Source organism: Mesorhizobium tamadayense (assembly GCF_003863365.1).
Taxonomy (GTDB): domain Bacteria; phylum Pseudomonadota; class Alphaproteobacteria; order Rhizobiales; family Rhizobiaceae; genus Mesorhizobium; species Mesorhizobium tamadayense.
In genome coordinates this window covers 310,496-330,801 of record NZ_RQXT01000001.1, presented here as the reverse complement: position 1 = coordinate 330,801, position 20,306 = coordinate 310,496, and the positions used below count along the sequence as shown (strand labels likewise).

The 20,306-nt window shown below is 64.5% G+C and carries 22 protein-coding genes; 14 read left to right on the top strand and 8 right to left on the bottom strand.

The features are described 5' to 3' along the window. Positions 1–67: 67 nt before the first annotated feature. On the bottom strand, positions 68–541 hold the full coding sequence (locus EH240_RS01680; protein ID WP_206075213.1) for a hypothetical protein: 474 nt from the start codon (positions 539–541) through the stop codon (positions 68–70). Between EH240_RS01680 and EH240_RS37795 the strand changes: the two genes are divergently transcribed. From EH240_RS37795 to EH240_RS01665, 4 genes are all read left to right on the top strand, one after another. Then, the gene (locus EH240_RS37795) at positions 525–692 is read left to right on the top strand and encodes a hypothetical protein (RefSeq protein ID WP_167483889.1); all 168 of its coding nucleotides are present in this window, start codon (positions 525–527) and stop codon (positions 690–692) included. The two genes, EH240_RS01680 and EH240_RS37795, sit on opposite strands and share 17 nt — an antisense overlap. A gap of 246 nt (positions 693–938) precedes the next feature. Continuing rightward, complete coding sequence (locus tag EH240_RS01675; protein WP_124995671.1) at positions 939–1,490, top strand: MaoC family dehydratase; 552 nt, start codon at positions 939–941, stop codon at positions 1,488–1,490. A gap of 2 nt (positions 1,491–1,492) precedes the next feature. Then, complete coding sequence (locus EH240_RS01670) at positions 1,493–2,647, top strand: CaiB/BaiF CoA transferase family protein (protein WP_425374761.1); 1,155 nt, start codon at positions 1,493–1,495, stop codon at positions 2,645–2,647. Between the two features lie 14 nt (positions 2,648–2,661). Then, positions 2,662–3,789 (top strand): extracellular solute-binding protein, encoded by a 1,128-nt coding sequence (locus tag EH240_RS01665; RefSeq protein WP_124995690.1) that lies wholly within the window; start codon positions 2,662–2,664, stop codon positions 3,787–3,789. Between the two features lie 35 nt (positions 3,790–3,824). Here EH240_RS01665 and EH240_RS01660 read toward each other — a convergent pair whose 3' ends face one another. Then, positions 3,825–4,661, bottom strand: coding sequence for an amidohydrolase family protein (locus EH240_RS01660; protein WP_124995669.1), 837 nt, complete (start codon positions 4,659–4,661; stop codon positions 3,825–3,827). A gap of 123 nt (positions 4,662–4,784) precedes the next feature. Next, positions 4,785–5,570, bottom strand: coding sequence for an IclR family transcriptional regulator (locus EH240_RS01655; protein WP_124995668.1), 786 nt, complete (start codon positions 5,568–5,570; stop codon positions 4,785–4,787). 158 nt (positions 5,571–5,728) lie between these two features. Between EH240_RS01655 and EH240_RS01650 the strand changes: the two genes are divergently transcribed. The 10 genes from EH240_RS01650 (at position 5,729) to EH240_RS01605 (ending at position 15,044) form a co-directional block, all read left to right on the top strand. After that, positions 5,729–7,042, top strand: coding sequence for a type 2 periplasmic-binding domain-containing protein (locus EH240_RS01650; RefSeq protein WP_124995667.1), 1,314 nt, complete (start codon positions 5,729–5,731; stop codon positions 7,040–7,042). 106 nt (positions 7,043–7,148) lie between these two features. Further along, positions 7,149–8,045, top strand: a complete 897-nt coding sequence (locus EH240_RS01645; protein ID WP_124995666.1) for a carbohydrate ABC transporter permease — start codon at positions 7,149–7,151, stop codon at positions 8,043–8,045. A 2-nt stretch (positions 8,046–8,047) separates the two neighbouring features. Further along, a complete protein-coding gene (locus EH240_RS01640; RefSeq protein ID WP_124995665.1) occupies positions 8,048–8,914 on the top strand; it encodes a carbohydrate ABC transporter permease in 867 nt (288 codons plus the stop codon). 4 nt (positions 8,915–8,918) lie between these two features. After that, positions 8,919–10,016, top strand: a complete 1,098-nt coding sequence (locus tag EH240_RS01635) for an ABC transporter ATP-binding protein (protein WP_124995664.1) — start codon at positions 8,919–8,921, stop codon at positions 10,014–10,016. Positions 10,017–10,018: 2 nt separating this feature from the next. Beyond that, a complete protein-coding gene (locus EH240_RS01630; RefSeq protein ID WP_124995663.1) occupies positions 10,019–11,140 on the top strand; it encodes a mandelate racemase/muconate lactonizing enzyme family protein in 1,122 nt (373 codons plus the stop codon). A 1-nt stretch (position 11,141) separates the two neighbouring features. After that, positions 11,142–11,471, top strand: a complete 330-nt coding sequence (locus EH240_RS01625; RefSeq protein ID WP_124995662.1) for an L-rhamnose mutarotase — start codon at positions 11,142–11,144, stop codon at positions 11,469–11,471. Next, the gene (locus EH240_RS01620) at positions 11,464–12,537 is read left to right on the top strand and encodes a Gfo/Idh/MocA family protein (RefSeq protein ID WP_124995689.1); all 1,074 of its coding nucleotides are present in this window, start codon (positions 11,464–11,466) and stop codon (positions 12,535–12,537) included. Before EH240_RS01625 ends, EH240_RS01620 begins: the two co-directional genes overlap by 8 nt. A gap of 8 nt (positions 12,538–12,545) precedes the next feature. After that, on the top strand, positions 12,546–12,998 hold the full coding sequence (locus EH240_RS01615) for a MaoC/PaaZ C-terminal domain-containing protein (RefSeq protein ID WP_124995661.1): 453 nt from the start codon (positions 12,546–12,548) through the stop codon (positions 12,996–12,998). A 20-nt stretch (positions 12,999–13,018) separates the two neighbouring features. After that, complete coding sequence (locus EH240_RS01610) at positions 13,019–13,753, top strand: SDR family oxidoreductase (RefSeq protein WP_124995660.1); 735 nt, start codon at positions 13,019–13,021, stop codon at positions 13,751–13,753. Between the two features lie 13 nt (positions 13,754–13,766). Next, the gene (locus tag EH240_RS01605; RefSeq protein WP_124995659.1) at positions 13,767–15,044 is read left to right on the top strand and encodes an L-fuconate dehydratase; all 1,278 of its coding nucleotides are present in this window, start codon (positions 13,767–13,769) and stop codon (positions 15,042–15,044) included. Between the two features lie 90 nt (positions 15,045–15,134). Here EH240_RS01605 and doeB read toward each other — a convergent pair whose 3' ends face one another. The 5 genes from doeB to eutA form a co-directional block, all read right to left on the bottom strand. After that, positions 15,135–16,136: a N(2)-acetyl-L-2,4-diaminobutanoate deacetylase DoeB gene (gene doeB, locus EH240_RS01600; protein WP_124995658.1), complete on the bottom strand. Its 1,002-nt coding sequence runs from the start codon at positions 16,134–16,136 to the stop codon at positions 15,135–15,137. Between the two features lie 4 nt (positions 16,137–16,140). Then, positions 16,141–17,319: an ectoine hydrolase DoeA gene (gene doeA / locus EH240_RS01595; RefSeq protein ID WP_124995657.1), complete on the bottom strand. Its 1,179-nt coding sequence runs from the start codon at positions 17,317–17,319 to the stop codon at positions 16,141–16,143. Positions 17,320–17,359: 40 nt separating this feature from the next. Then, entirely contained in the window at positions 17,360–18,352 is a 993-nt protein-coding gene (locus EH240_RS01590; RefSeq protein WP_124995656.1) for a cyclodeaminase, read from the bottom strand. Continuing rightward, the gene (gene eutB / locus EH240_RS01585) at positions 18,349–19,344 is read right to left on the bottom strand and encodes a hydroxyectoine utilization dehydratase EutB (protein ID WP_124995655.1); all 996 of its coding nucleotides are present in this window, start codon (positions 19,342–19,344) and stop codon (positions 18,349–18,351) included. Before eutB ends, EH240_RS01590 begins: the two co-directional genes overlap by 4 nt. A gap of 183 nt (positions 19,345–19,527) precedes the next feature. Further along, positions 19,528–20,304, bottom strand: a complete 777-nt coding sequence (gene eutA, locus EH240_RS01575; RefSeq protein ID WP_124995688.1) for an ectoine utilization protein EutA — start codon at positions 20,302–20,304, stop codon at positions 19,528–19,530. Positions 20,305–20,306 lie beyond the last annotated feature (2 nt).

Genomic DNA, 20,306 nt, shown 5'->3' with positions numbered 1-20,306 from the left:
AAATGCACACCATCGACAAGCCGCCACCGGTCAATCCAAGCCGGCCAAGAGACCCAGCCTCTCCCAATCAGATGGCCTTCATATATGAATAACTTTCCCCGGACAGCCCTGCGGGCGATGGGGAAATATTGGTATAGACCACGTCCCTGCGTGCATGATGACCGTCGCGATCATTCCTGCTGGCATAGGGCCGGAACTCCGCGTCCACGGACCAGCTCGAGAGGTTGCAGCGGATTTCGTCGCCCTCCAGACCGCTATGCCTGGCATAGAGCGTGAGCACGGCGCCGACGACCCGGCCCGACTTCTCGAGGACGAAACCATATCGCGGAAAATCGGCGACCGCGGGCCGCTGCGACAGGCGGGTCAGCGCCTCGATCCAATAGCCATGGCTGCGCTCCGGAAAGCCCCTGTGCAGGCAATCCGCCACGCCTTCCCAATCCTCCTCGTCGAAGGGTCGGCAGCCGACACCGGGAGGGAATGCACCGAGAACCGCCATAGTCGACTCAAGAAAAAAGGCACCGGATATGATCGAGATCGGCATTATCCTGGCGATCGATTACCAACGAATTACACCGCCATCGACGCGAATTTTATTGGCCGGATTTGGCGATGCCATGTCGCGCGCCGTGCGCACAACGAGCAATCCGCGCTTTACAACCTTTCCGGCGGCAAAGAGTTGTAGGATTAACTAATATTCTTTCCTGCGTGATTTCTCGGAACCGTCACACGATTTCGTGGATGTCCAAAGTCGGCCTTCGCGCAGCCGAGCAAAGCCGCTTCGGCCTGACGGGCAAAATTTCCGTCCGACCCGCTTGTACCGAAATCTCATATGTGAATATAATCTTCACAAGAAAAGACTTTGGGGAGGATCGATTGTGTCTGGCTCCGGCCTTGGCCGGGCGGCGCGGCCTATTCTCCGGCAGCGGACGAACAGGACAATGACCAGCTTCCCGCCCACCGTCGGCGTCGCTTCGACACGCCCCTCCGACATGCCGGCCGATCACGCCGAGCTGCCGGTGTGGAACGCCGAAAACTGGTTTTACGAGGATTGGCCCGTCGGCCAGAAAATCCGCTCGCTCCGGCGCACCATGGCCGAAGGCGACAGCCATCTCTTCAACACCCTGGTGCTCGACATCCACCCTTACGTGCAGGATCAGATGTTCGCTGAGCGTGAAGGCATTTTCGGCAAGCGTCTGGTGGCGGGCGCGTTCGTCTTCTCCGCCGGGCTCGGCCTCGTCGCCACCAATTGCGTCAACGCCTTTTCCTACGGCTACGACAAGCTCCGCTTCATCAAGCCGGTCTTCATCGGCGACACCATCTATTCGATCCGCACCAACATGGAAAAGCGCCCCCGCTACAAGGACATGGGGCTGATCCGCGCCAGCTACGAAGTATTCAAGGGCGAAGGTGAGCTGGTGCTCTACTGCGAGCATCTTCAGACCGTGAAGTACAAGAACCCGGCCGATTTCGCCGGCAAGACGGAGAAGTGACCATGGCTGCCGACCTGCCGCTGTCCGGCCTTGTCGTTGTCGACATGAGCCAGTTCCTGTCGGGACCCTACTGCTCGCTGAGGCTTCTCGACCTCGGCGCCCGCGTCATCAAGATCGAGCGGCCCGATGGCGGCGACCTGTCGCGCCGGCTCTATCTCAGCGACACCGAGATCGGCGGCGATTCCACCATCTTCCACGCCATCAACCGGGCCAAGGAAAGCTTCGCGGTCGATCTGAAGAACGAGGACGACCTGAAAGCGTTGCGCGGGTTGCTCGCGAAGGCCGACGTGCTGATCCAGAATTTCCGGCCCGGCGTCATCGAGCGCCTCGGCCTCGACTATGAGCATGTGCGCACGCTCAATCCGCGCCTGATCTATGCCTCGATCAGCGGCTATGGCGAGGAAGGCCCGTGGGTGAAGCGTCCGGGCCAGGATCTGCTCGCCCAGGCGCGCTCCGGTGTGATGTGGCTGAACGGCGACGAGGATCAGGGTCCGGTGCCGTTCGGCCTGGCGATCGCCGACATGCTGGCGGGCGCCGCCTGCGCGCAAGGCATCCTCGCAGCGCTTGTCCGGCGCGGCATCACCGGCGAAGGCGGCCATGTCGAGACCAGCCTGCTTGAGGCGCTGATCGACTTCCAGTTCGAGGTTCTGACGACCCATCTCAATGACGGCCGGCGCCTGCCGCGCCGCTCGTCCTTCCGCAGTGCCCACGCCTATCTGGCGGCGCCTTACGGCGTCTATCCGGCGAAGGACGGCTTCCTGGCGATCGCCATGACGCCGATCCCGAAACTGGCCGATCTGCTCGAGATCGACGCGCTGGCGCCCTATCGCGACCAGCCGCCGACCTGGTTCACCGCCCGCGACGAGATCAAGGTGATCATCGCCCAGCGCATCGCGCAGAAGTCGGTCGATGAATGGCTGGCGATCCTCGAGCCCGCCGACATCTGGTGCGCGAAGGTCCTGAACTGGAACGAGATGCTGGAGAGCGAGGGCTTCAAGGCGCTCGACCTGCTGCAGACCGTGACGCGCGAGGACGGCGTTGTGATCCACACCACCAGGTCGCCGCTGAGGGTCGACGGCGTGCGCGCCAGGGTCGAGCGGGCAGCGCCGCTCGTCGGCGAGCACAGCGGGAAAATCCGAGCGGAGTTCGGCCTGTGACCGTGATCAAGGGCATGACCTGGAGCCATCCGCGCGGCTACGATCCGATGGTCGCCTGCTCCAGGCTTTGGCAGGAAAAGACCGGCGTCTCGGTCGAATGGGAGAAGCGCTCGCTGCAGGATTTCGAATCCTTCCCGGTGGAGGAACTTGCCCGCGCGTATGACCTGATCGTCATCGATCATCCGCATGTCGGCAAGATCACCGCCGAGAAGTGCCTGGCGCCGCTCGACGTGCCGGGCCGCGAGGCGGAACGCGAAGCGCTCGCGAGGGCAAGCGTCGGCCGATCCTACCCAAGCTACGCCTGGCAGGGGCGGCAATGGGCCTTTCCGATCGATGCCGCGACACAGGTGCAGGCCTGGCGGCCCGATTTGATCGAGGCAGCGCCGACGATCTGGACCGAAGTGCTGGAGCTTGCCCAGCAGGGCCGCGTGCTCCTGCCGCTCAGGCCGCCGCATTCGCTGATGTGCTTCTTCACGATGGCCGCCGATCTCGGCCGGCCATGCGCCGTCGACGGGCCGGACGATCTGGTCGATCCCGAGACCGGCGAAACCGTCCTCGAAATGCTGCGCGAGATGGCAGCGCTCGTCGATCCGCAATGCCTGACGATGGATCCGATCGCGGTGTTCGAGAAGATGGCCGAAGCCACCTCTCGCATCGCCTGCGCGCCGCTGATCTATGGCTACGTGCCTTATGCGAAAGCCGGGTTCCGACCGAACCGGCTCGCCTTTTGCGACATGCCGTCCGTGGGCGGCAACGGCTCGGTCGGCTCCGCCCTCGGCGGCACCGGCATCGCCGTCTCGGCCTTCTCCACTGCGAGCAAGGAAGCGATCGACTTCGCCTACTGGATCGCCAGCGGCGACGTGCAGCGCGGCCCCTATGCCGCCGCCGGCGGCCAGCCCGGCCATGCCGCCGCCTGGGAGGACGAAGCCGTCAATGCCGCGACCGGCGACTTCTATCGCGGCACGCGGACAACGCTGGAAGGCGCCTGGGTGCGCCCGCGGCATGACGGCTACATGCCCTTTCAGCAGGCAGCGTCCGACCGCCTCAACGAGGGCCTTGCCGGCAGAGAGGATGCGCAGCGCGTCGTCGCCGACATCAACCGCCTTTTCCAGGAGAGTTTCGCGCCGGCCGTCGCCGGCTAATGTATGTCACCCAACCTGCGCAGCGCCGTTAGGGCTTACAGCCGCCAGAGCTTCTTCGCATTGCCGGAGAGCAGCCTCGCGCGCTCGGTCTCGCTCGCGCCGGCAAGGAGCGCATGCGTCGCCGCCACCCAGCCAAGCAGCCCGCCGCCCAAGGTGCAGACCGGCCAGTCGCTGCCCCACACGACGCGGTCCCAGCCGAAGCTTCCGATCGTGTGCTCGACATAGGGCCGAAGCGTCTCGGCGGTCCAGATCGCGGGATCGGCATAGGCGACGACGCCGGAGATCTTGCCGACGACATTGGGGCGCCGCGCGATCTCGGCGATCTGCTCGCGCCAGGGATGCTCGGCCTTGCCCTTGATGTCGGGCACGCCGCAATGATCAAGGACGAACTGCACGTCCGGCGCCAGATCGACCAGCGCGATTGCCTGTTTCATCTGCCTCGGCAGGACGCAGAGATCGAAGGTCAGCCCGCTGCCGGCGATACGTTTGATGTTCTCGCGGAACAGGGCGCCCTCGGAAACATCGTCAGGCACGACATGCAGCACGCGGCGGAAACCCTTGACGAAGGGATCGGCCTTCACCTTGTCCAGCCAGGCGGCGAAGCCAGCCTCTTCCGGTCGGCAGGAGACGATCGCGCCCCTCACCAGGCTGCCCGGCTTCTTCGACAATCCTTCGACATGGGTCGTCTCGGCCGCGATATCGGCCGGGTCGACGTCGACCTCCATATGCAGCGCCAGCTCTATGCCCGCGCGACGCGCCTCGGTGGAGTATTCATCTTGGGAAAAATCACGGTCGAGCGCCGGCACCCCGGACAGCCACGGATAGCGCAGCGCCGTCTTGTCGATGAGATGCAGGTGCGTGTCGACGATCATGGCTTCCTCCCTTGTCGCGCTTATGCGTGTCGCCCAAAACTGTGCAGCGGTTTTACGAAAAACGACATGCATCAAAACATAGATTCGATCATCTCACGGGAGAATTCATCATTCAAATAAGAATTATATCCGCATCTGCATATCCGAGCCGGCGAGCTGCGACAGCTTCGCCGCGGCGGCCTGCAGCAGCGTGATCGTCCTGGTGATATCGGGCGCGGCTGGCGCGTTGACCAGAGTGATGTAGGGGATGGTGAGCGCCGCGATGCCTCGGCCGTCCGAGCCGATCACTGGCGCCGACAGATTGTAGACGCCGGCCGTCTGCAGAGAGGCCATCATCTCGTAGCCCCGGTCGCGCACCTGGTCGAGGCGGGCGAAGAAGTCGGGCGACTGCTTCATCTCTTCGTTGGTGCGCAGATGCTCGGCGATCATCATCTCGCGCTCTTCCGGCGAGCGGAACGCTAAGAGCACATGCCCCGATCCGGTGTCGAACAGGCTGATGTGCGAGCCGACGCGGATCGAGATGCCCCAGTAATGCGGCGCTTCCTGCTGGGCGATAACCACGGCATTGCCGCGGTCGAACACCACGAGCTGGTTCGCCTGCCACGTGGTCTCGGCCAGCTCGCGCATGATCGAGGTGGCGTAGGAGACCAGCCTGCGCACCGGCGCATGCAACTGGCCGAGCCCGAAGAGCTTCAGTGTCAGCGAGTAGCGGTCGCCGTCGGGGCGGGTGACGTATCCGCGTTTCACCAGCCGGTCGAGCATCCGGTAGAACTCGTTGGGGCTGCGGTCCAGACGCTTGGCGATCTCGGCCTGGGTCAGGCCGCCATCGACGCTGGCCAGCAGCTCCAGGATGTCCAGCCCCTTGTCCAGAGCCGGCGCGCGATATCGGTCTTCCTCGTCGTCCTGCACCGGATGCCCCTCTGGTGAATTTCTATCTTCATATACGCAAGAGAGCCTTCATGGGAAGAAGTTTCGGCTTGACGATTTATGAATAATTTGTTTGCATATGAATGAAGCGACGAGCTTCAAGGTCACGGCGGCGTACTGCCGTCCCAGGGAGGATACTCATGAACAGACTGCTTTCCGGCGTCGCCGCCGGCGCATTGGTCATGGCGTCGGGCGCGGCGTTCGCGGCCGACCTGCCGGGCAAGTTTCCCGGCGTCACCATCGACGCCAAGCTGATCGGCGGCCAGCAATACGAGAAACTCTACGAGCGCATTGGCGAGTGGGAGAAGGCGACCGGCGCCAAGGTCAATGTCATCTCCAAGAAGAACCATTTCGATCTCGACAAGGAGATCAAGTCGGACATCGCTTCCAACTCGATCACCTGGTGCGTCGGCTCCAACCACACCTCGTTCGCGCCGCAATATCCGGGCATCTACACCGACCTCGCCAAGCTGCTGCCGAAGGAGGAGATCGACGCCTTCGTGCCGGCCAACATCGCGGCCGGCACGCTCGACGGCAAGCTGGTGATGCTGCCGCGCGCGCAGTTCGATGTCTCGGCGCTCTATTACCAGAAGAGCCTCTACCAGGACGAGGCTAAGAAGAAAGCTTACAAGGAGAAATACGGCGAGGACCTCGCGCCGCCGGACACGTTCGACGAGATGGCGCAGCAGGCCGAATTCTTCGCCAGCCCGCCCGATTTCTACGGCACGCAATATGCCGGCAAGGAAGAGGCGATCAACGGCCGCTTCTTCGAGATGCTGATCGCCGACGGCGGCGAATATCTCGACAAGGACGGCAAGCCGGCCTTCAACTCGGAGGCCGGCGTCAAGGCGCTCGACTGGTTCGTCAACCTCTACAAGGCCAAGGCAGTGCCTGCCGGCACGACCAACTATCTGTGGGACGACCTCGGCCAGGGCTTCGCCTCAGGCACCGTGGCGATCAATCTCGACTGGCCGGGCTGGGCCGGCTTCTTCAACGACCCGAAGTCGTCCAAGGTCGCCGGCAATGTCGGCGTCAAGGTTCAGCCCAAGGGCTCGTCCGGCAAGCGATCGGGCTGGTCCGGCGCGCATGGCTTCTCGGTGACCGAGAACTGCGCCAGCAAGGAAGCCGCCGCCTCTCTGGTCTGGTGGCTGACCAACGAGGACAGCCAGAAGCTGGAGGCCGCCGCCGGCCCGCTGCCCACCCGCACCAAGGTGTGGGAGTGGGACCTCGAGCAGGCGAAGTCCGATCCTTACAAGACCGAAGTTCTGCAGGCCTTCCAGGAGGCTGCCAAGAACGCCTTCCCGGTGCCGCAAACGCCGGAGTGGATCGAGATCTCCAACGCCGTCTACCCGGAACTGCAGGCCGCCATCCTCGGCGACAAGACCTCCAAGCAGGCGCTGGACGACGCTGCCGCCAAGGCGACGCAGATCCTCGAGGACGCCGGCAAGCTCTAAGGACTATCCTCCCGGCGGCGCCGGTCCTCGTGACCGGCGCCGCTTTGACCGATGCGGCCGTCCTGCGACACGATCGCCGGCCGCGCAAACATCTTTGGGACATTGCATGACGGCCAAGCGGCTTTCCGCGCCAACCCTTCTCCTGCTGCCGGCCGTGCTCGTGCTGGCGGCGGTGGTGGTCGTGCCGCTGTGCCTGTCTTTCTATTCCAGCTTCACGCCGTTCAGGCTGACGCGTCCCGAAACCTTCTTCACCTTCATCGGCCTGCGCAACTATCGCAACATCCTGTCCGACGCGAATTTCTGGTGGGCCTTCGGCCGCACCGTGCTTCTGCTCACCATCGCGCTCAATCTCGAGATGCTGCTTGGGCTCGGCCTCGCGCTGCTGGTCGAGAAGGCCAGCCGCGGCCAGCGGGTCCTGCGCACCATCATGATGTTTCCGATGATGTTCTCGCCGATCCTGGTCGGCTTCCAGTTCAAGTTCATGTTCAACGACAATATCGGGCTGGTGAACAACGCGCTGCAGTCGCTCGGCCTGACGCAGGAGGCGATCCCCTGGCTGATCGAAGGCCACCTCGCCTTCATCGCCATTTCGATCGCCGAGATCTGGTCCTCGACCTCGATCTTCGCGATCCTGATCCTTGCCGGCCTGCTTGCCATGCCGAAGGAGCCTGTCGAGGCGGCGCGCGTCGACGGCTGCACACCGTGGCAGACCTTCCGCTATGTGACCTGGCCCTTCATCATGCCCTTCGCCTATATCGCCATGACCATCCGCTCGCTCGACGTCGCGCGCGCCTACGACATCGTCAAGATCATGACGGATGGCGGCCCGGCCGGCCGCACCGAACTGTTGTGGACGCTGGTCGCGCGCACCGCCTACAGCGATGCGCGCATGGGCGTGGCCAACGCGATGGCCTATTTCTCGATCCTGCTGTCGATCGTCTTCACCGTCTACTTTTTCAGGAAGCTCGCCGCGGCGCGCACTCAGATCGGCGCGGAGTGGTGACGATGGAAGCCAACGCATCCGCCCGCCTGAAACGCCGCGTAGCGACCGTCGCGCATCGCGTCGGCCTGTTCCTCGCCATGCTTTTCATCTGCCTGCCCGGCATCTGGATCGTGCTGTCCTCGCTGCGGCCGACGGTCGAGATCCTCGCCAAACCGCCGGTCTGGATCCCGCAGCAGGTCTCGCTCGATGCCTACGTCGCCATGTTCAGCGGCGTCGGCAAGGGCGGCATTCCGGTCGTCGACTATTTCCGCAATTCGCTCATCATCTCGGTGACATCGACCGTCATTGCGATCGCCATCGGCATGGCCGGCGGTTACGCCTTCGCCCGCTACAGGTTCCGCGGCAAGTCGGCGATGTTCCTAGGCCTGATGCTGACGCGCACCGTGCCCGGTATCGCGCTGTCGTTGCCGCTGTTCTTCGTCTATGCGCGGCTCGACATCATCGACACGCATTTCGGCTTGATCCTGGCCTATGTTGCGCTCAACGTGCCGTTCACCATCTGGCTGATCGACGGCTTCTTTCGCCAAGTGCCGAAGGATCTCGCCGAGGCCGCGCAGATCGACGGCTGCACGCGCTGGCAGGCGTTCTGGCAGGTCGAGTTTCCGCTGGCCGGACCGGGTATCGCGTCCGCCGGCATCTTCGCCTTCCTTACCTCCTGGAACGAGTTCGCTCTTGCCTCGCAGCTGACGCGCTCGATCAATTCGAAGACGCTGCCCGTCGGGCTGCTCGACTACACCGCCGAATTCACCATCGATTGGCGCGGCATGTGCGCGCTGGCCGTGGTGATGATCATTCCGGCGCTTATCCTCACCTTCATCGTCCAGAAACACCTCGTCGGCGGCCTCACCTCCGGCGCGGTGAAAGGTTGATCCGATGGCGATAGTCTCGCTCAAGAAACTGACCAAGCGTTACGGCAACATGGAGATCGTGCACGGCATCGACCTCGACGTCTCCGACCGCGAATTCATTGCACTGGTCGGACCGTCGGGCTGCGGCAAGTCGACCACGCTCCGTATGATCGCCGGGCTGGAGGACATCTCCGGCGGCACGATCGAGATCGGCGACCGCATCGTCAACGACCTGCCGCCGCGCTCGCGCAACATCTCGATGGTGTTCCAGTCCTACGCGCTCTATCCGCACATGACAGTGCGCGAGAATCTCGGCTTCTCGCTGAAGATCGCCGGCGCGCCGAAAGAGGAGATGGACCGCCGCGTCGCCGAGGCTTCGGCCATCCTCGGCCTCGATGCGCTGCTCGAGCGCCGTCCCTCCCAGCTTTCCGGCGGCCAGCGCCAGCGCGTCGCCATGGGCCGCGCCATCGTGCGCGACCCGGACGTCTTCCTGTTCGACGAGCCGCTCAGCAATCTCGACGCTAAGCTGCGCACGCAGATGCGCACCGAGATCAAGAAGCTGCACGCCAAGGTGAAGTCCACCGTCATCTACGTCACGCATGACCAGATCGAGGCGATGACGCTGGCCGACCGCATCGTCATCATGCGCGACGGCTATATCGAGCAGGTCGGCACCCCGGACGAAGTCTTCCAGCGGCCGGCGACGCGCTTCGTCGCGGGCTTCATTGGCTCGCCGCCGATGAACCTGCACGAGGCGACGGTCGCCGACGGCAATGTCGTCTTCGCCGGCGGCCAGAGCCTGCCGCTGCCCGGCCGATTCAAGGCCAATGTCAGCGCCGGCGACAAGGTGGTGTTCGGCCTGCGTCCGGACGATCTCTACCCCGTGGGCCACGGACTGCATTCGGGCGATGCCGCCGACGTCCACGAGATCGAACTGCCGGTGACAGTGACTGAACCGCTCGGCAACGAGACGCTGGTGTTCGCCGAATTCGACCGCCGCGACTGGGTCTCGCGCATGCTGAACCCCAAGCCGTTGAAGGCGGGCGACCGTGTCGCAATGCACTTCGACCTGTCGCGGGCGCATCTCTTTTCCGCGGAAACCGGCAAATCCCTGAGGGTCTGACGATGGCGAAGATCGAGAAAGTCGAGCTTGCAATGGTCGATCTGGTGCCGAAGGTGAAGCGCACCGACGCCATCCAGAGTTTTGTCAGCCAGGAGACGCCGATCGTCACCATCACCGATGCCGACGGCGCGGTCGGCATGGGCTACAGCTATACGATCGGCACCGGCGGCTCTTCGGTGATGCGGCTTCTGGCCGACCACCTCGCGCCGCGCCTGATCGGGCAGGACGCCGACCAGATCGAGGCGGTCTGGCACGATCTCGAATTCGCGACCCACGCGACCACCATCGGCGCCATCACGGCCATCGCGCTCGCCGCAATCGACACCGCGCTCTGGGATCTTCGGGCAAAGAAGCAGAAACTGCCGCTCTGGAAGCTTGCCGGCGGCGCCAAGGACCGCTGTCCGCTCTACACCACCGAAGGCGGCTGGCTGCACATCGAGACGGCCGCACTTGTCGAGGATGCGCTCGCCGCCAAGGCGAAAGGCTTCACCGGCTCCAAGGTCAAGATCGGCAAGCCGCACGGCTCTGAGGATTTCGCCCGGCTTTCGGCGGTGCGCAAGGCCGTCGGCGATGGCTACGAGATCATGACAGACTGCAACCAGGGCTTTTCCGTCGATGAAGCCATCCGCCGCGCCGAGCGGTTGCGCGAGCTCGATCTCGCCTGGATCGAGGAGCCGCTGCCGGCAGACGACATCGACGGCCATGTGCGTCTGTCGAATTCGACCGCGACGCCGGTGGCTGTCGGCGAGTCGCTCTATTCCATCCGCCATTTCCGCGAATATATGCAGAAGGGCGGTTGCAACATCGTCCAGGTCGATGTCGGCCGCATTGGCGGCATCACGCCCTGGCTGAAGGTGGCGCATATGGCGGAAGCCTTCGACATGCCCGTCTGCCCGCATTTCCTGATGGAATTGCATGTCAGCCTGGCCTGCGCGGTGCCGAACGGCAAATATGTCGAGTACATTCCGCAACTGGACGAGTTGACGGGCAAGAAGATGGTGATCGAGAAAGGCTATGCGCTGGCGCCGAGTGAGCCGGGCCTCGGCATCGACTGGGATTTCGAGGCTCTCAAGGCGCGCAGCATCGCCGAGTTCAGCTCAACCGTCACAAAACGGAGGAATTGAGATGCAGCGAATGGGCATGGTGCTCGGCCTGAAGCCGGACAAGGTCGAGGAATATGTGCGCCTGCACGCCGCCGTCTGGCCGGATGTGCTGAAGATGATCTCGGCCTGCAACATCAAGAACTACTCGATCTACCTCAAGCGGCCGGAGAACCTGCTGTTTTCCTATTTCGAATATCACGGCACCGACTACGCCGCCGACATGGCCAAGATGGCCGCGGACCCCAAGACCCAGGAATGGTGGGCGGTGTGCATGCCGTGCCAGGAGCCTTTGCCGACCAGGCGGGAGGGCGAATGGTGGGCGATGATGGATGAAGTCTTCCACCATGACTGACGCCTTCGATCCGGCATCGCTGGCGCAGTCCTGGCCAAGCCCTGCGAAGCCGCGCCCGATCGTGACCTTCGGCGCCGGCTCGATCGTCGGCGACGCGCATTTCCCAGCCTATCGCAAGGCCGGCTTTCCGGTCGCGGGTCTCTATGATCCGGATCAGGCCAAGGCGCAGACGCTGGCCGAGAAATGGGGCGTGACGGCGTTCCGCTCGGTGGACGAGGCGGCAGCCGTCAAGGATCCGATCTTCGATCTTGCCACGCCGCCCGGCCGGCACGCCGAGGTCCTGAAGGCCCTGCCCGACGGCGCGGTGGCGCTGATCCAGAAGCCGATGGGCAACTATCTCGGCGAGGCGACCGAGATCCTCGAAATCTGCCGCGCCAAGAAGCTGAAGGCGGCGGTGAACTTCCAGCTCCGCTTCGCGCCGATGATGCTGGCGCTGAAGGACGCGATCACCAAGGGCTGGCTGGGCGAGGTTGTCGACTTCGACGCCTGGCTGGCGCTCGCCACGCCGTGGCAGCTTTGGGAATTCCTGCTCACCGCGCCGCGCGTCGAGATCGCCATGCATTCGATCCATTACCTCGACCTGATCCGGCAATTGCTCGGCGACCCCGAGGGGGTTCACGCGAAAACCCTCGGCCATCCCAATCACAGCGTAGCGCAGACCCGCACCAGCGCCATCCTCGACTATGGCGACACTGTGCGCTGCGCGCTCTCCATCAACCACGACCACCAGTTCGGGCGCCGCCATCAGGCCTGCGAGTTCCGCATCTGCGGTACCGAGGGTGCTGCCTACGTCAAGCTCGGCCTCAATCTCGACTATCCGCGCGGCGAGCCGGACGTGCTGGAGATCTACCCCAAAGGTGGATCCGACTGGGTTAGCGTCCCGCTCTCAGGCGCCTGGTTCCCCGACGCCTTTGTCGGGCGCATGGCCAATGTCCAACGCTTCGCTTGCGGGGAAGACAAAGAGCTGGTCAGCTCCGTCGAGGATGCCTGGAACACGATGGCGCTGGTGGAAGCCGCCTATCGATCGAGCGCGGCGCCGGCGACGCCTCTGGCGGGGAAACCGTAAGGAACGGCATGGAACAGGTCACCTATTTTGAAGACTACGAGATCGGTTCGTCGCGGCTGACCGGCGGCCGCACGATCACCGAAACCGATTTCGTCGTCCATGCCGGCCACACCGGCGATTTCTTCCCGCACCACATGGACGCCGAGTTCATGAAGACGACGCCCTTCGGCCAGCGCATCGCGCATGGCACGCTGGTGTTCTCGGTCGGTGTCGGACTGACGGCGACCATCATCAATCCGGTCGCCTTCTCCTATGGTTATGACAGGCTCCGCTTCATCAAGCCGGTGTTCATCGGCGACACGATCCGCACGCGCACGACGATCGCCGCGAAGGAGGACGACCCGAAACGGCCCGAGTCGGGGCGCGTTATCGAACGCATCGAAGTTTTGAACCAGCGCGACGAAGTGGTGCTGGCCGCGGACCACATCTATATCGTCGAGCGGCGCAAGCAGCCGGCCTGAGATTCGGAAGGAGACACGACATGGCTCATTCACTGGACGGCAAGACCGTCGTCGTCACCGCGGCTGCGCAAGGCATTGGCCGCGCCAGCGTGCTCGCTTTTGCCGCGGCCGGCGCAACCGTGCATGCCACCGACATCAACGAGGCCGCGCTGGCCGAGCTCAACGGGCAGAAAGGCATCGTCACCCGCAAGCTCGATGTGCTGAGCGACGATGCCGTCAAAGCCGCCTTCGCCGAGATCGGCCGCGTCGACGCGCTGTTCAACTGCGCCGGCTTCGTCCATTCCGGCTCCATCCTCGAGATGAAGGACGAGGACCTCGACTTCGCTTTCAATCTCAACGTGCGCGCCATGATCCGCACCATTCGCGCCGTGCTGCCCGGCATGCTGGAGCGCGGCGGCGGCGCCATCATCAACATGGCGTCGGTCGCCGGCGCCCCAAAGGGCGTGCCGAACCGCTTCGCCTATGGCGTGACCAAGGCGGCCGTCATCGGCCTGACCAAATCGATCGCCGCCGACTATGTCGCCAGGGGAATCCGCTGCAATGCCATCTGCCCCGGCACGGTGGAGAGCCCCTCGCTCGAAAGCCGCATGCGGGCTCAAGGCGACTACGAGGCCGCCCGCGCTGCCTTCATCTCCCGCCAGCCCATGGGAAGGCTGGGCACGGCCGAGGAGATCGCCGATCTCGCCGTCTATCTCGCCGGGGCTACTTACACGACCGGGCAGGCCTATAATATCGATGGCGGCTGGTCGATCTGATGAGGCACCGAGCATGACCCGCATAACCGATCTTCGCGTCTTCGACCTGCGCTTTCCGACGTCGCAAAGCCTCGACGGCTCGGACGCGATGAACCCCGACCCGGACTATTCCGCGGCCTATGTCATCCTCGACACCGACGCCCCGTCGCTGAAGGGCCACGGGCTCACCTTCACCATCGGCCGCGGCAACGAGATCTGCTGCGCGGCCATCGAGGCGTTGCGCCATCTGGTCGTCGGGCTCGACCTCGAATGGGTCAAAGAGGATCCCGGCCGTTTCTGGCGTCACGTGACCGGCGACAGCCAGCTGCGCTGGATCGGTCCGGACAAGGGCGCCATGCATCTTGCGGTCGGCGCGGTAGTCAATGCCGTCTGGGACCTGTGGGCGAAGGAAGCCGGCAAACCGGTCTGGCGTCTGGTCGCCGAGATGAGCCCCGAGGAGATCGCGCGAATCGTCGACTTCCGCTATCTCACCGACGCGATCACGCCGGCCGAAGCGCTGGAGATCCTGAAGAAGGCCGAAGCCGGTAAACAGGAGCGTATCGCCACGCTTGAGCGCGAAGGCTACGCCTGCTACACCACCTCCGCCGGTTGGCTCGGCTATCCCGACGACAAACTGCGGCGGCTCTGCCAAGAAGCGGTCGACCAGGGTTTTGACCACATCAAGCTGAAAGTTGGCCGCGACCGCGCCGATGACATCCGCCGTCTCAGGATCGCCCGCGAAGTGATCGGTCCGGACCGCTACCTGATGATTGACGCCAACCAGGTCTGGGAGGTCGACCAGGCGATCGACTGGCTGGGTGACCTCGCCTTCGCCAAGCCCTTCTTCATCGAGGAGCCGACCAGCCCGGACGACGTCGCCGGCCATGCAAAAATCCGCAAGGCCGTGGCGCCGATCAAGGTCGCGACCGGCGAGATGTGCCAGAACCGGATCATGTTCAAGCAGTTCATCGCCGGCGGCGCGATCGATGTCGTGCAGATCGATTCATGCCGCATGGGCGGCCTCAACGAGGTGCTGGCCGTGCTGCTGATCGCCGCCAAGTTCGGTCTGCCGGTCTGGCCGCATGCCGGCGGCGTCGGCCTGTGCGAATATGTCCAGCACCTCTCGATGATCGACTATGTCGCGGTATCAGGCACCAAGCAGGATCGAGTGATCGAATATGTCGATCACCTGCACGAGCATTTCCTCGAGCCCTGCGTCATCGAAAACGCGGCTTACATGCCGCCGACGGCGCCGGGCTTCTCGATCGAGATGAAGCCGGATTCCATTGCCGCCTACCAATTCCACGGTTGAACGCGAGCCGTACTCAGGCAATTTGCCTGCGTACGTCATCTTCCTCTTCAATCGCTCAGCACGATGCGTGATCTGGCGCTACGATCGGCATCAACCGACCTCGACGGCCAACACTGAGACGCAATCGCCGGCCTTGACCAGGCCCGGGAAATGGCGCGCGGCCAGCAGGCCCGACATTTTTGCCTTGATCTCCTGTGGCGCGATGCCGGTCCGGCCGGTCGAATGGATGCGCGCCACGACTTGGCCTTCCTCCACTTTCCCGCCGAGATCGACCATGGTCTCGATCATGCCGTCGTCCTCGGCGAAGGCGAAGCAGTCGCCCGACGGCATGTCGAGCCACTGAGTTGGAGTCTTCTCGACCGCACCAGCTACAATGCCGGCATGGCGAAGCACGTTGAGCACGCCGCGCCTGGCGATCCGCACCGTCTCGGCCCGGGACGTGCCGCCGCCGCCGAGCTCGGTGGTGACGAAGACCTTGCCCATCTCCTCGGCCGCCGTGTCATACATGCCGACCGTGTCGATCTCGGTCATGCGCATCGAGAACGGCGCCGAGAAGGCCTCGACCGCGGCGAAGGCCTTCTCTTCCTGCGCCTTGTCCAGCAGCGTGTGTGCCGCGCAGAACGGCATGAAATCCAGCGTCTTTCCGCCTGAGTGGAAGTCGAGCACGATGTCCGCGCGGGGGAGCAGCTCACGCTGGAAATAGTCGGCGATCTTGTCCGTCACCGTGCCGTCGGGCCTTCCGGGGAAAGAGCGGTTCATGTTGCCCTTGTCGATCGGCGAGGTGCGCGTGCCGGCGCGGAAGGCCGGATAATTCATCGCCGGCACGATGATGACCGTGCCGGAGACATTCCTTGGATCGAGCGTGCGGGCGAGTTCATAGAGCGCCAATGGCCCCTCATATTCGTCGCCATGATTGCCGCCGGTAAGCAGCGCCGCCGCCCCATTGCCGTTGCGGATCACGCAGATCGGGATCATCACCGAGCCCCAGGCCGAATCGTCGCGGCTGTAAGGCAGGCGCAGGAAGCCGTGCTGAACGCCGTCGCGCTCGAAGTCGACGGTCGGCGCGATCGGCGATGGACGCAAAGCTGACATCGGCTCAGTCCTTCACGAACAGTTTGCGCGGCACATTGGCCAGGCACTCGACACCGGTGTCGGTGATCAGGATCGACTCGGTGATCTCCAGCCCCATCGTCTCCAGCCACAGACCGGTCATGAAATGGAAGGTCATGCCGGGCTTGAGCTCGGTGCGGTCGCCGGGGCGCAGGCTCATGGTGCGCTCGCCCCAGTCCGGCGGATAGGAAAGACCGATCGGATAGCCGGTGCGGTTGTCCTTGACGATGCCGTACTTCTTCAGCACGGCGAAGAACGCATTGGCGATGTCCTCGCAGGTGTTTCCCGGCTTGGCTGCGGCAAGACCTGCCTGCATGCCCTCCAGCGTCGCCTTCTCGGCATCGAGGAAGGCCTGTGTCGGCTTGCCGAGGAAGACGGTGCGCGACAGCGGGCAATGGTAGCGGTTGTAGCAGCCGGCGATCTCGAAGAACGTGCCCTCGCCCGCCTTCATCGGCTGGTCATCCCAGGTCAGATGCGGTGCCGAGGCATCGGCGCCCGACGGCAAGAGCGGCACGATCGCCGGATAGTCGCCGCCGATCCCCTCGACGCCGCGCGTGCCGGCATCGTAGATCTCGGCGACCAGATCGCATTTGCGCATGCCGACCTCTATCCTGTCGACGATGCGCTGGTGCATCGCCTCGACGATGCGGGCGGCGTTGCGCATGTAGCCGATCTCGGTCGGGCTCTTCACGGCGCGCTGCCAGTTGACCAGCGCGGTGGCGTCGACGAAACGGGCGTTGGGCAGGTGCTTCTGCAGAGCGGCGAAGGCGGCCGCCGAGAACCAGTAATTGTCCATCTCGACGCCGATGGTGAGCTTGTCCCAGCGGCGATCGGCCAGCACGCTGGCGAGATAGTCCATCGGGTGCCGCTCGGTCGACTGCACATAATGGTCGGCGTAGCCGATGATGTTGTCATGCGCGAGATAGGCGGTGCGCTTGGCGCCATTGGCGTCCTGGCCGCGGCCGTACCAGACCGGCTCGCCCGAAGGCGGCACGATGACCGCCTGATGCACGTAGAAGGACCAGCCGTCATAGCCGGTCAGCCAGGCCATGTTGGAGGGATCGCTGGCGATCAGCAGATCGACCCCCTTGGCCTCCATGGCTTTTCGCGTCTTGGCGAGGCGATCGGCAAATTCGCCTCGCGAGAATTTCAGGTTTGGCTGCATCGTTCTTGATCCTCGTTTGTTGGGCCTTGCGGCCAGGTAATCAGCTTTCAAAAATGGTTCCGGCGTTCGCCGCCCGCGCGCGGTCGCGGGCTAAAGTGGCGATCGCCGTGTCCTGCACGCCGGTGCCGGTAAGGTCGGCGATGGTTATATCGCCGGCCGAGCGTCGTCCGTGCTTTTCGCCGGCGATGATCTGGCCAAGCTCGGTGACTTCGGCGTCGGCAGTCATCACGCCAGCCTCGATCGCGTGGTGGAGCTCGCCGAGGCGCCGCGTCTGTTTCGCGCTGTCGGCGACATAGAGATCGGCCATGCGGATGATCGCCGGCGCGATCTCGTTCTTGTGCTCGGCGTCCGAGCCCATGGCAGTGATGTGCTGGCCGGCCGAGACGAAACCGGCCTTGATCAGCGGCTTGGTCGAAGGCGTGGTGGTGACGATGATGTCTGCCTCGGCTGCCGCCTTTGCGGCATCCGGCTCGGCGCGCACCATGATACCCAGCCTTTCGCGCAGACGGGCGGCGGTCGCCTCGGCCTTGGCGGCGTCGCGGGCCCAGATACGCGCCTCCTCGATCGGCCGTACGAGGCGCAGCGCTTCCAGTTGCAATCCGGCCTGCACGCCGGCGCCGAAGATCGCCGCGACCGAGCTGTCCGCTCGCGACAGATGCTTGGCCGCTACCGCGCCGGCGGCGGCAGTGCGGATATCGGTGAGATAGCCATTGTCGAGCAGCAGCGCCTCGACAAGTCCTGTCTTGGCCGAAAGCAGCACCATCATGCCGTTGACGCTGGGCAGGCCGAGCTTCGGATTGTCGAAAAATCCAGGGCTTATCTTGATGGCGAAGCCATCGATGCCGGGCACATAGGCGGTCTTCACGTCGACCTCGCCGCGGTGCTCGGGGATGTCGAGCCTGAGGATAGGCGGCATCGCCACCGGCAGCGTGGCCAAAGCGCGGAAAGCGTTCGCGATGCAGGCGACAGCATCGAGATCGAGCGTCACGATCTTGCGCAGTTCGGCTTCGGTCAGGATGGTCATGCGGCTCATGCGGCGCGCTCCGCGGTTGATGGCTCCTCGCCGCAGACGATCCTGCGGTGCAGTGCCATGTCGATGTTCCGGCCGGACAGGATAAGCACCGTCGGGCCGCTCGGTCTGATCTTGGCTGCGAGCAGCGCGCCGATGCCGACGGCGCCCGCGCCCTCGACGATCTCGCGCTCCTGTTCATAGGCGTGGCGAATGCCGGCGGCGATCTCGTCCTCGGAAAGCAGGATGACGTCGTCGAGCAGGTCGCGGCACATGGCAAGGGTCAGCCGGTTGTCGAGGCCGATGCCGCCGCCGAGTGAATCGGCCAGCGTCGGCAGTTCCTCGACCTGCACGGGCCGGCCGGCGTCGAGGCTCGCCTTCATCGCGGCGCCGCGCGCCATCGAGATGCCGATGACCTTTGTGCTCGGGCTCACCCCCTTCACGGCCGCGGCGACGCCCGATGCCAATCCGCCGCCGGAAAGCGGCACCAGCACGCTTGCTGCGTCCGGCACCTGCTCCATGATTTCCAACCCGAGCGTGCCTTGCCCGGCGATGATGTCGGGATGGTCGAACGGAGGCAGCATCACCAGCCCCTCCTCCGCGACGAGCCTGTCGACCTCACGCTGGGCATCGTCCTGGCTGTTGCCGACGATGCGGATGTCCGCGCCGAGGCGGCGGATGGCGTCGAGCTTGTTTTCAGGCACCAGCCTGGACATGCAGATCACCGCGCGCATGCCTTCGAGCTTCGCCGCATGCGCGAGCGCGCGGCCGTGATTGCCGGTCGACGCCGCGACGACCCCGCGCGATCTTTCTTGCGGGCTCAACGCGGCGATCGCGTTGGACGCGCCGCGCAGCTTGAACGCGCCGGTGGTCTGGTGGTGCTCCAGCTTGAGGTGGACGGGATGGCCGGTGCGATCCGTCAGGGACGGCGAAAGCACGGTTGGGGTGGCCAAGATCTTGCCGGCGATGCGCTCACGCCCGGCGCGGATGTCGTGAAGGGCGATGGCGCGCGTCATCGGAGGACCCCTTCTGGCCTGCCGGCCATCTCCCCCTCAAGGGGGGAGATTCGCTGCTGCCACGCTTTCGCCAATCGTTGACGTCGCAGGACGAGCGGCGGCGCCGAAGCTGCTGATCTCCCCCCTTGAGGGGGAGATGGCCGGCAGGCCAGAGGGGGTCGCTCGTGAATACGGGGCATAATCTTACTGCACCAACAGCTTCGTCATCAGCCGGCCGAACTGCGGCCTCGGTATGTCGTCGCCACAGAGCCGCAGGCAATTCCAGGCGCTGGCCTGGTTGCTGGTGACGACCGGGCGGCCGATCGCCTCTTCCATGCCGGGAACCGCAAGCGCCGCGCGCAGCGCCGTGCATGAGACGAACAGCGCTTCGGCCTGCACGTGCGTTGCCTGGCGCGCCAGCTCGATGAGAGAGGCCGGCGCGATCCGCGCCATCTCGCGGTCGTCCTCGAAACCGAGGCAGGTGAAGCTCTCGATGTCGAAGCCATACGCGGCGAAATAGGTTGCCATCGGCCGGCTGGTCTCGACGGTGTAAGGCGTGAGAATGCTGATCCGCTTCGCCCCAAAAGCGTTCAAGCCGCGCACGCCGGCCATGGGCGGCGTGACCACAGAAACATTCGGTTTGGCCGCCTGTATCGCTGCCTCGACCTCGGCATCGCCGATCACCACCGAGGCCGACGTGCAGGAGTAGCAGACGGCGTCCAGCGGCTCGTCCGGCAGGATGAGCGCCGCGCCCGCCGAAAGCTGCGGCTGCATCTTGCGCAAATTCTCCGGCGTCGTCGGATTGGCATAGGGGATGCGCGCGACATAGACGCCGATCCGCTCGCTCGCCACCATGCGGCGGAAATCGACCTCGCTGGTATGGTCGGTGGCTAAAGCGATCAGACCGACGCGTTTTTCGAGCGGACGCGCATCGAGGGCGGGCCGGCGCGATGCCAGCTGGATTTCGGGCAACTGTCTCATGA

Coding starts and splice junctions, on each gene's coding strand:
- EH240_RS01660 (WP_124995669.1), bottom strand. CDS start 4,661: ATGATCGTCGACACGCACCTGCATCTCATCGACAAGACGGCGCTGCGC.
- EH240_RS01590 (WP_124995656.1), bottom strand. CDS start 18,352: ATGAGCCGCATGACCATCCTGACCGAAGCCGAACTGCGCAAGATCGTG.
- EH240_RS01645 (WP_124995666.1), top strand. CDS start 7,149: ATGACGGCCAAGCGGCTTTCCGCGCCAACCCTTCTCCTGCTGCCGGCC.
- EH240_RS01665 (WP_124995690.1), top strand. CDS start 2,662: ATGACCTGGAGCCATCCGCGCGGCTACGATCCGATGGTCGCCTGCTCC.
- EH240_RS01680 (WP_206075213.1), bottom strand. CDS start 541: ATGCCGATCTCGATCATATCCGGTGCCTTTTTTCTTGAGTCGACTATG.
- eutA (WP_124995688.1), bottom strand. CDS start 20,304: ATGAGACAGTTGCCCGAAATCCAGCTGGCATCGCGCCGGCCCGCCCTC.
- EH240_RS01625 (WP_124995662.1), top strand. CDS start 11,142: ATGCAGCGAATGGGCATGGTGCTCGGCCTGAAGCCGGACAAGGTCGAG.
- doeB (WP_124995658.1), bottom strand. CDS start 16,136: ATGTCAGCTTTGCGTCCATCGCCGATCGCGCCGACCGTCGACTTCGAG.
- EH240_RS01640 (WP_124995665.1), top strand. CDS start 8,048: ATGGAAGCCAACGCATCCGCCCGCCTGAAACGCCGCGTAGCGACCGTC.
- EH240_RS01675 (WP_124995671.1), top strand. CDS start 939: ATGACCAGCTTCCCGCCCACCGTCGGCGTCGCTTCGACACGCCCCTCC.
- EH240_RS01650 (WP_124995667.1), top strand. CDS start 5,729: ATGAACAGACTGCTTTCCGGCGTCGCCGCCGGCGCATTGGTCATGGCG.
- EH240_RS01670 (WP_425374761.1), top strand. CDS start 1,493: ATGGCTGCCGACCTGCCGCTGTCCGGCCTTGTCGTTGTCGACATGAGC.
- eutB (WP_124995655.1), bottom strand. CDS start 19,344: ATGACGCGCGCCATCGCCCTTCACGACATCCGCGCCGGGCGTGAGCGC.
- EH240_RS01615 (WP_124995661.1), top strand. CDS start 12,546: ATGGAACAGGTCACCTATTTTGAAGACTACGAGATCGGTTCGTCGCGG.
- EH240_RS01605 (WP_124995659.1), top strand. CDS start 13,767: ATGACCCGCATAACCGATCTTCGCGTCTTCGACCTGCGCTTTCCGACG.
- EH240_RS01620 (WP_124995689.1), top strand. CDS start 11,464: ATGACTGACGCCTTCGATCCGGCATCGCTGGCGCAGTCCTGGCCAAGC.
- EH240_RS01630 (WP_124995663.1), top strand. CDS start 10,019: ATGGCGAAGATCGAGAAAGTCGAGCTTGCAATGGTCGATCTGGTGCCG.
- doeA (WP_124995657.1), bottom strand. CDS start 17,319: ATGCAGCCAAACCTGAAATTCTCGCGAGGCGAATTTGCCGATCGCCTC.
- EH240_RS01610 (WP_124995660.1), top strand. CDS start 13,019: ATGGCTCATTCACTGGACGGCAAGACCGTCGTCGTCACCGCGGCTGCG.
- EH240_RS01635 (WP_124995664.1), top strand. CDS start 8,919: ATGGCGATAGTCTCGCTCAAGAAACTGACCAAGCGTTACGGCAACATG.
- EH240_RS37795 (WP_167483889.1), top strand. CDS start 525: ATGATCGAGATCGGCATTATCCTGGCGATCGATTACCAACGAATTACA.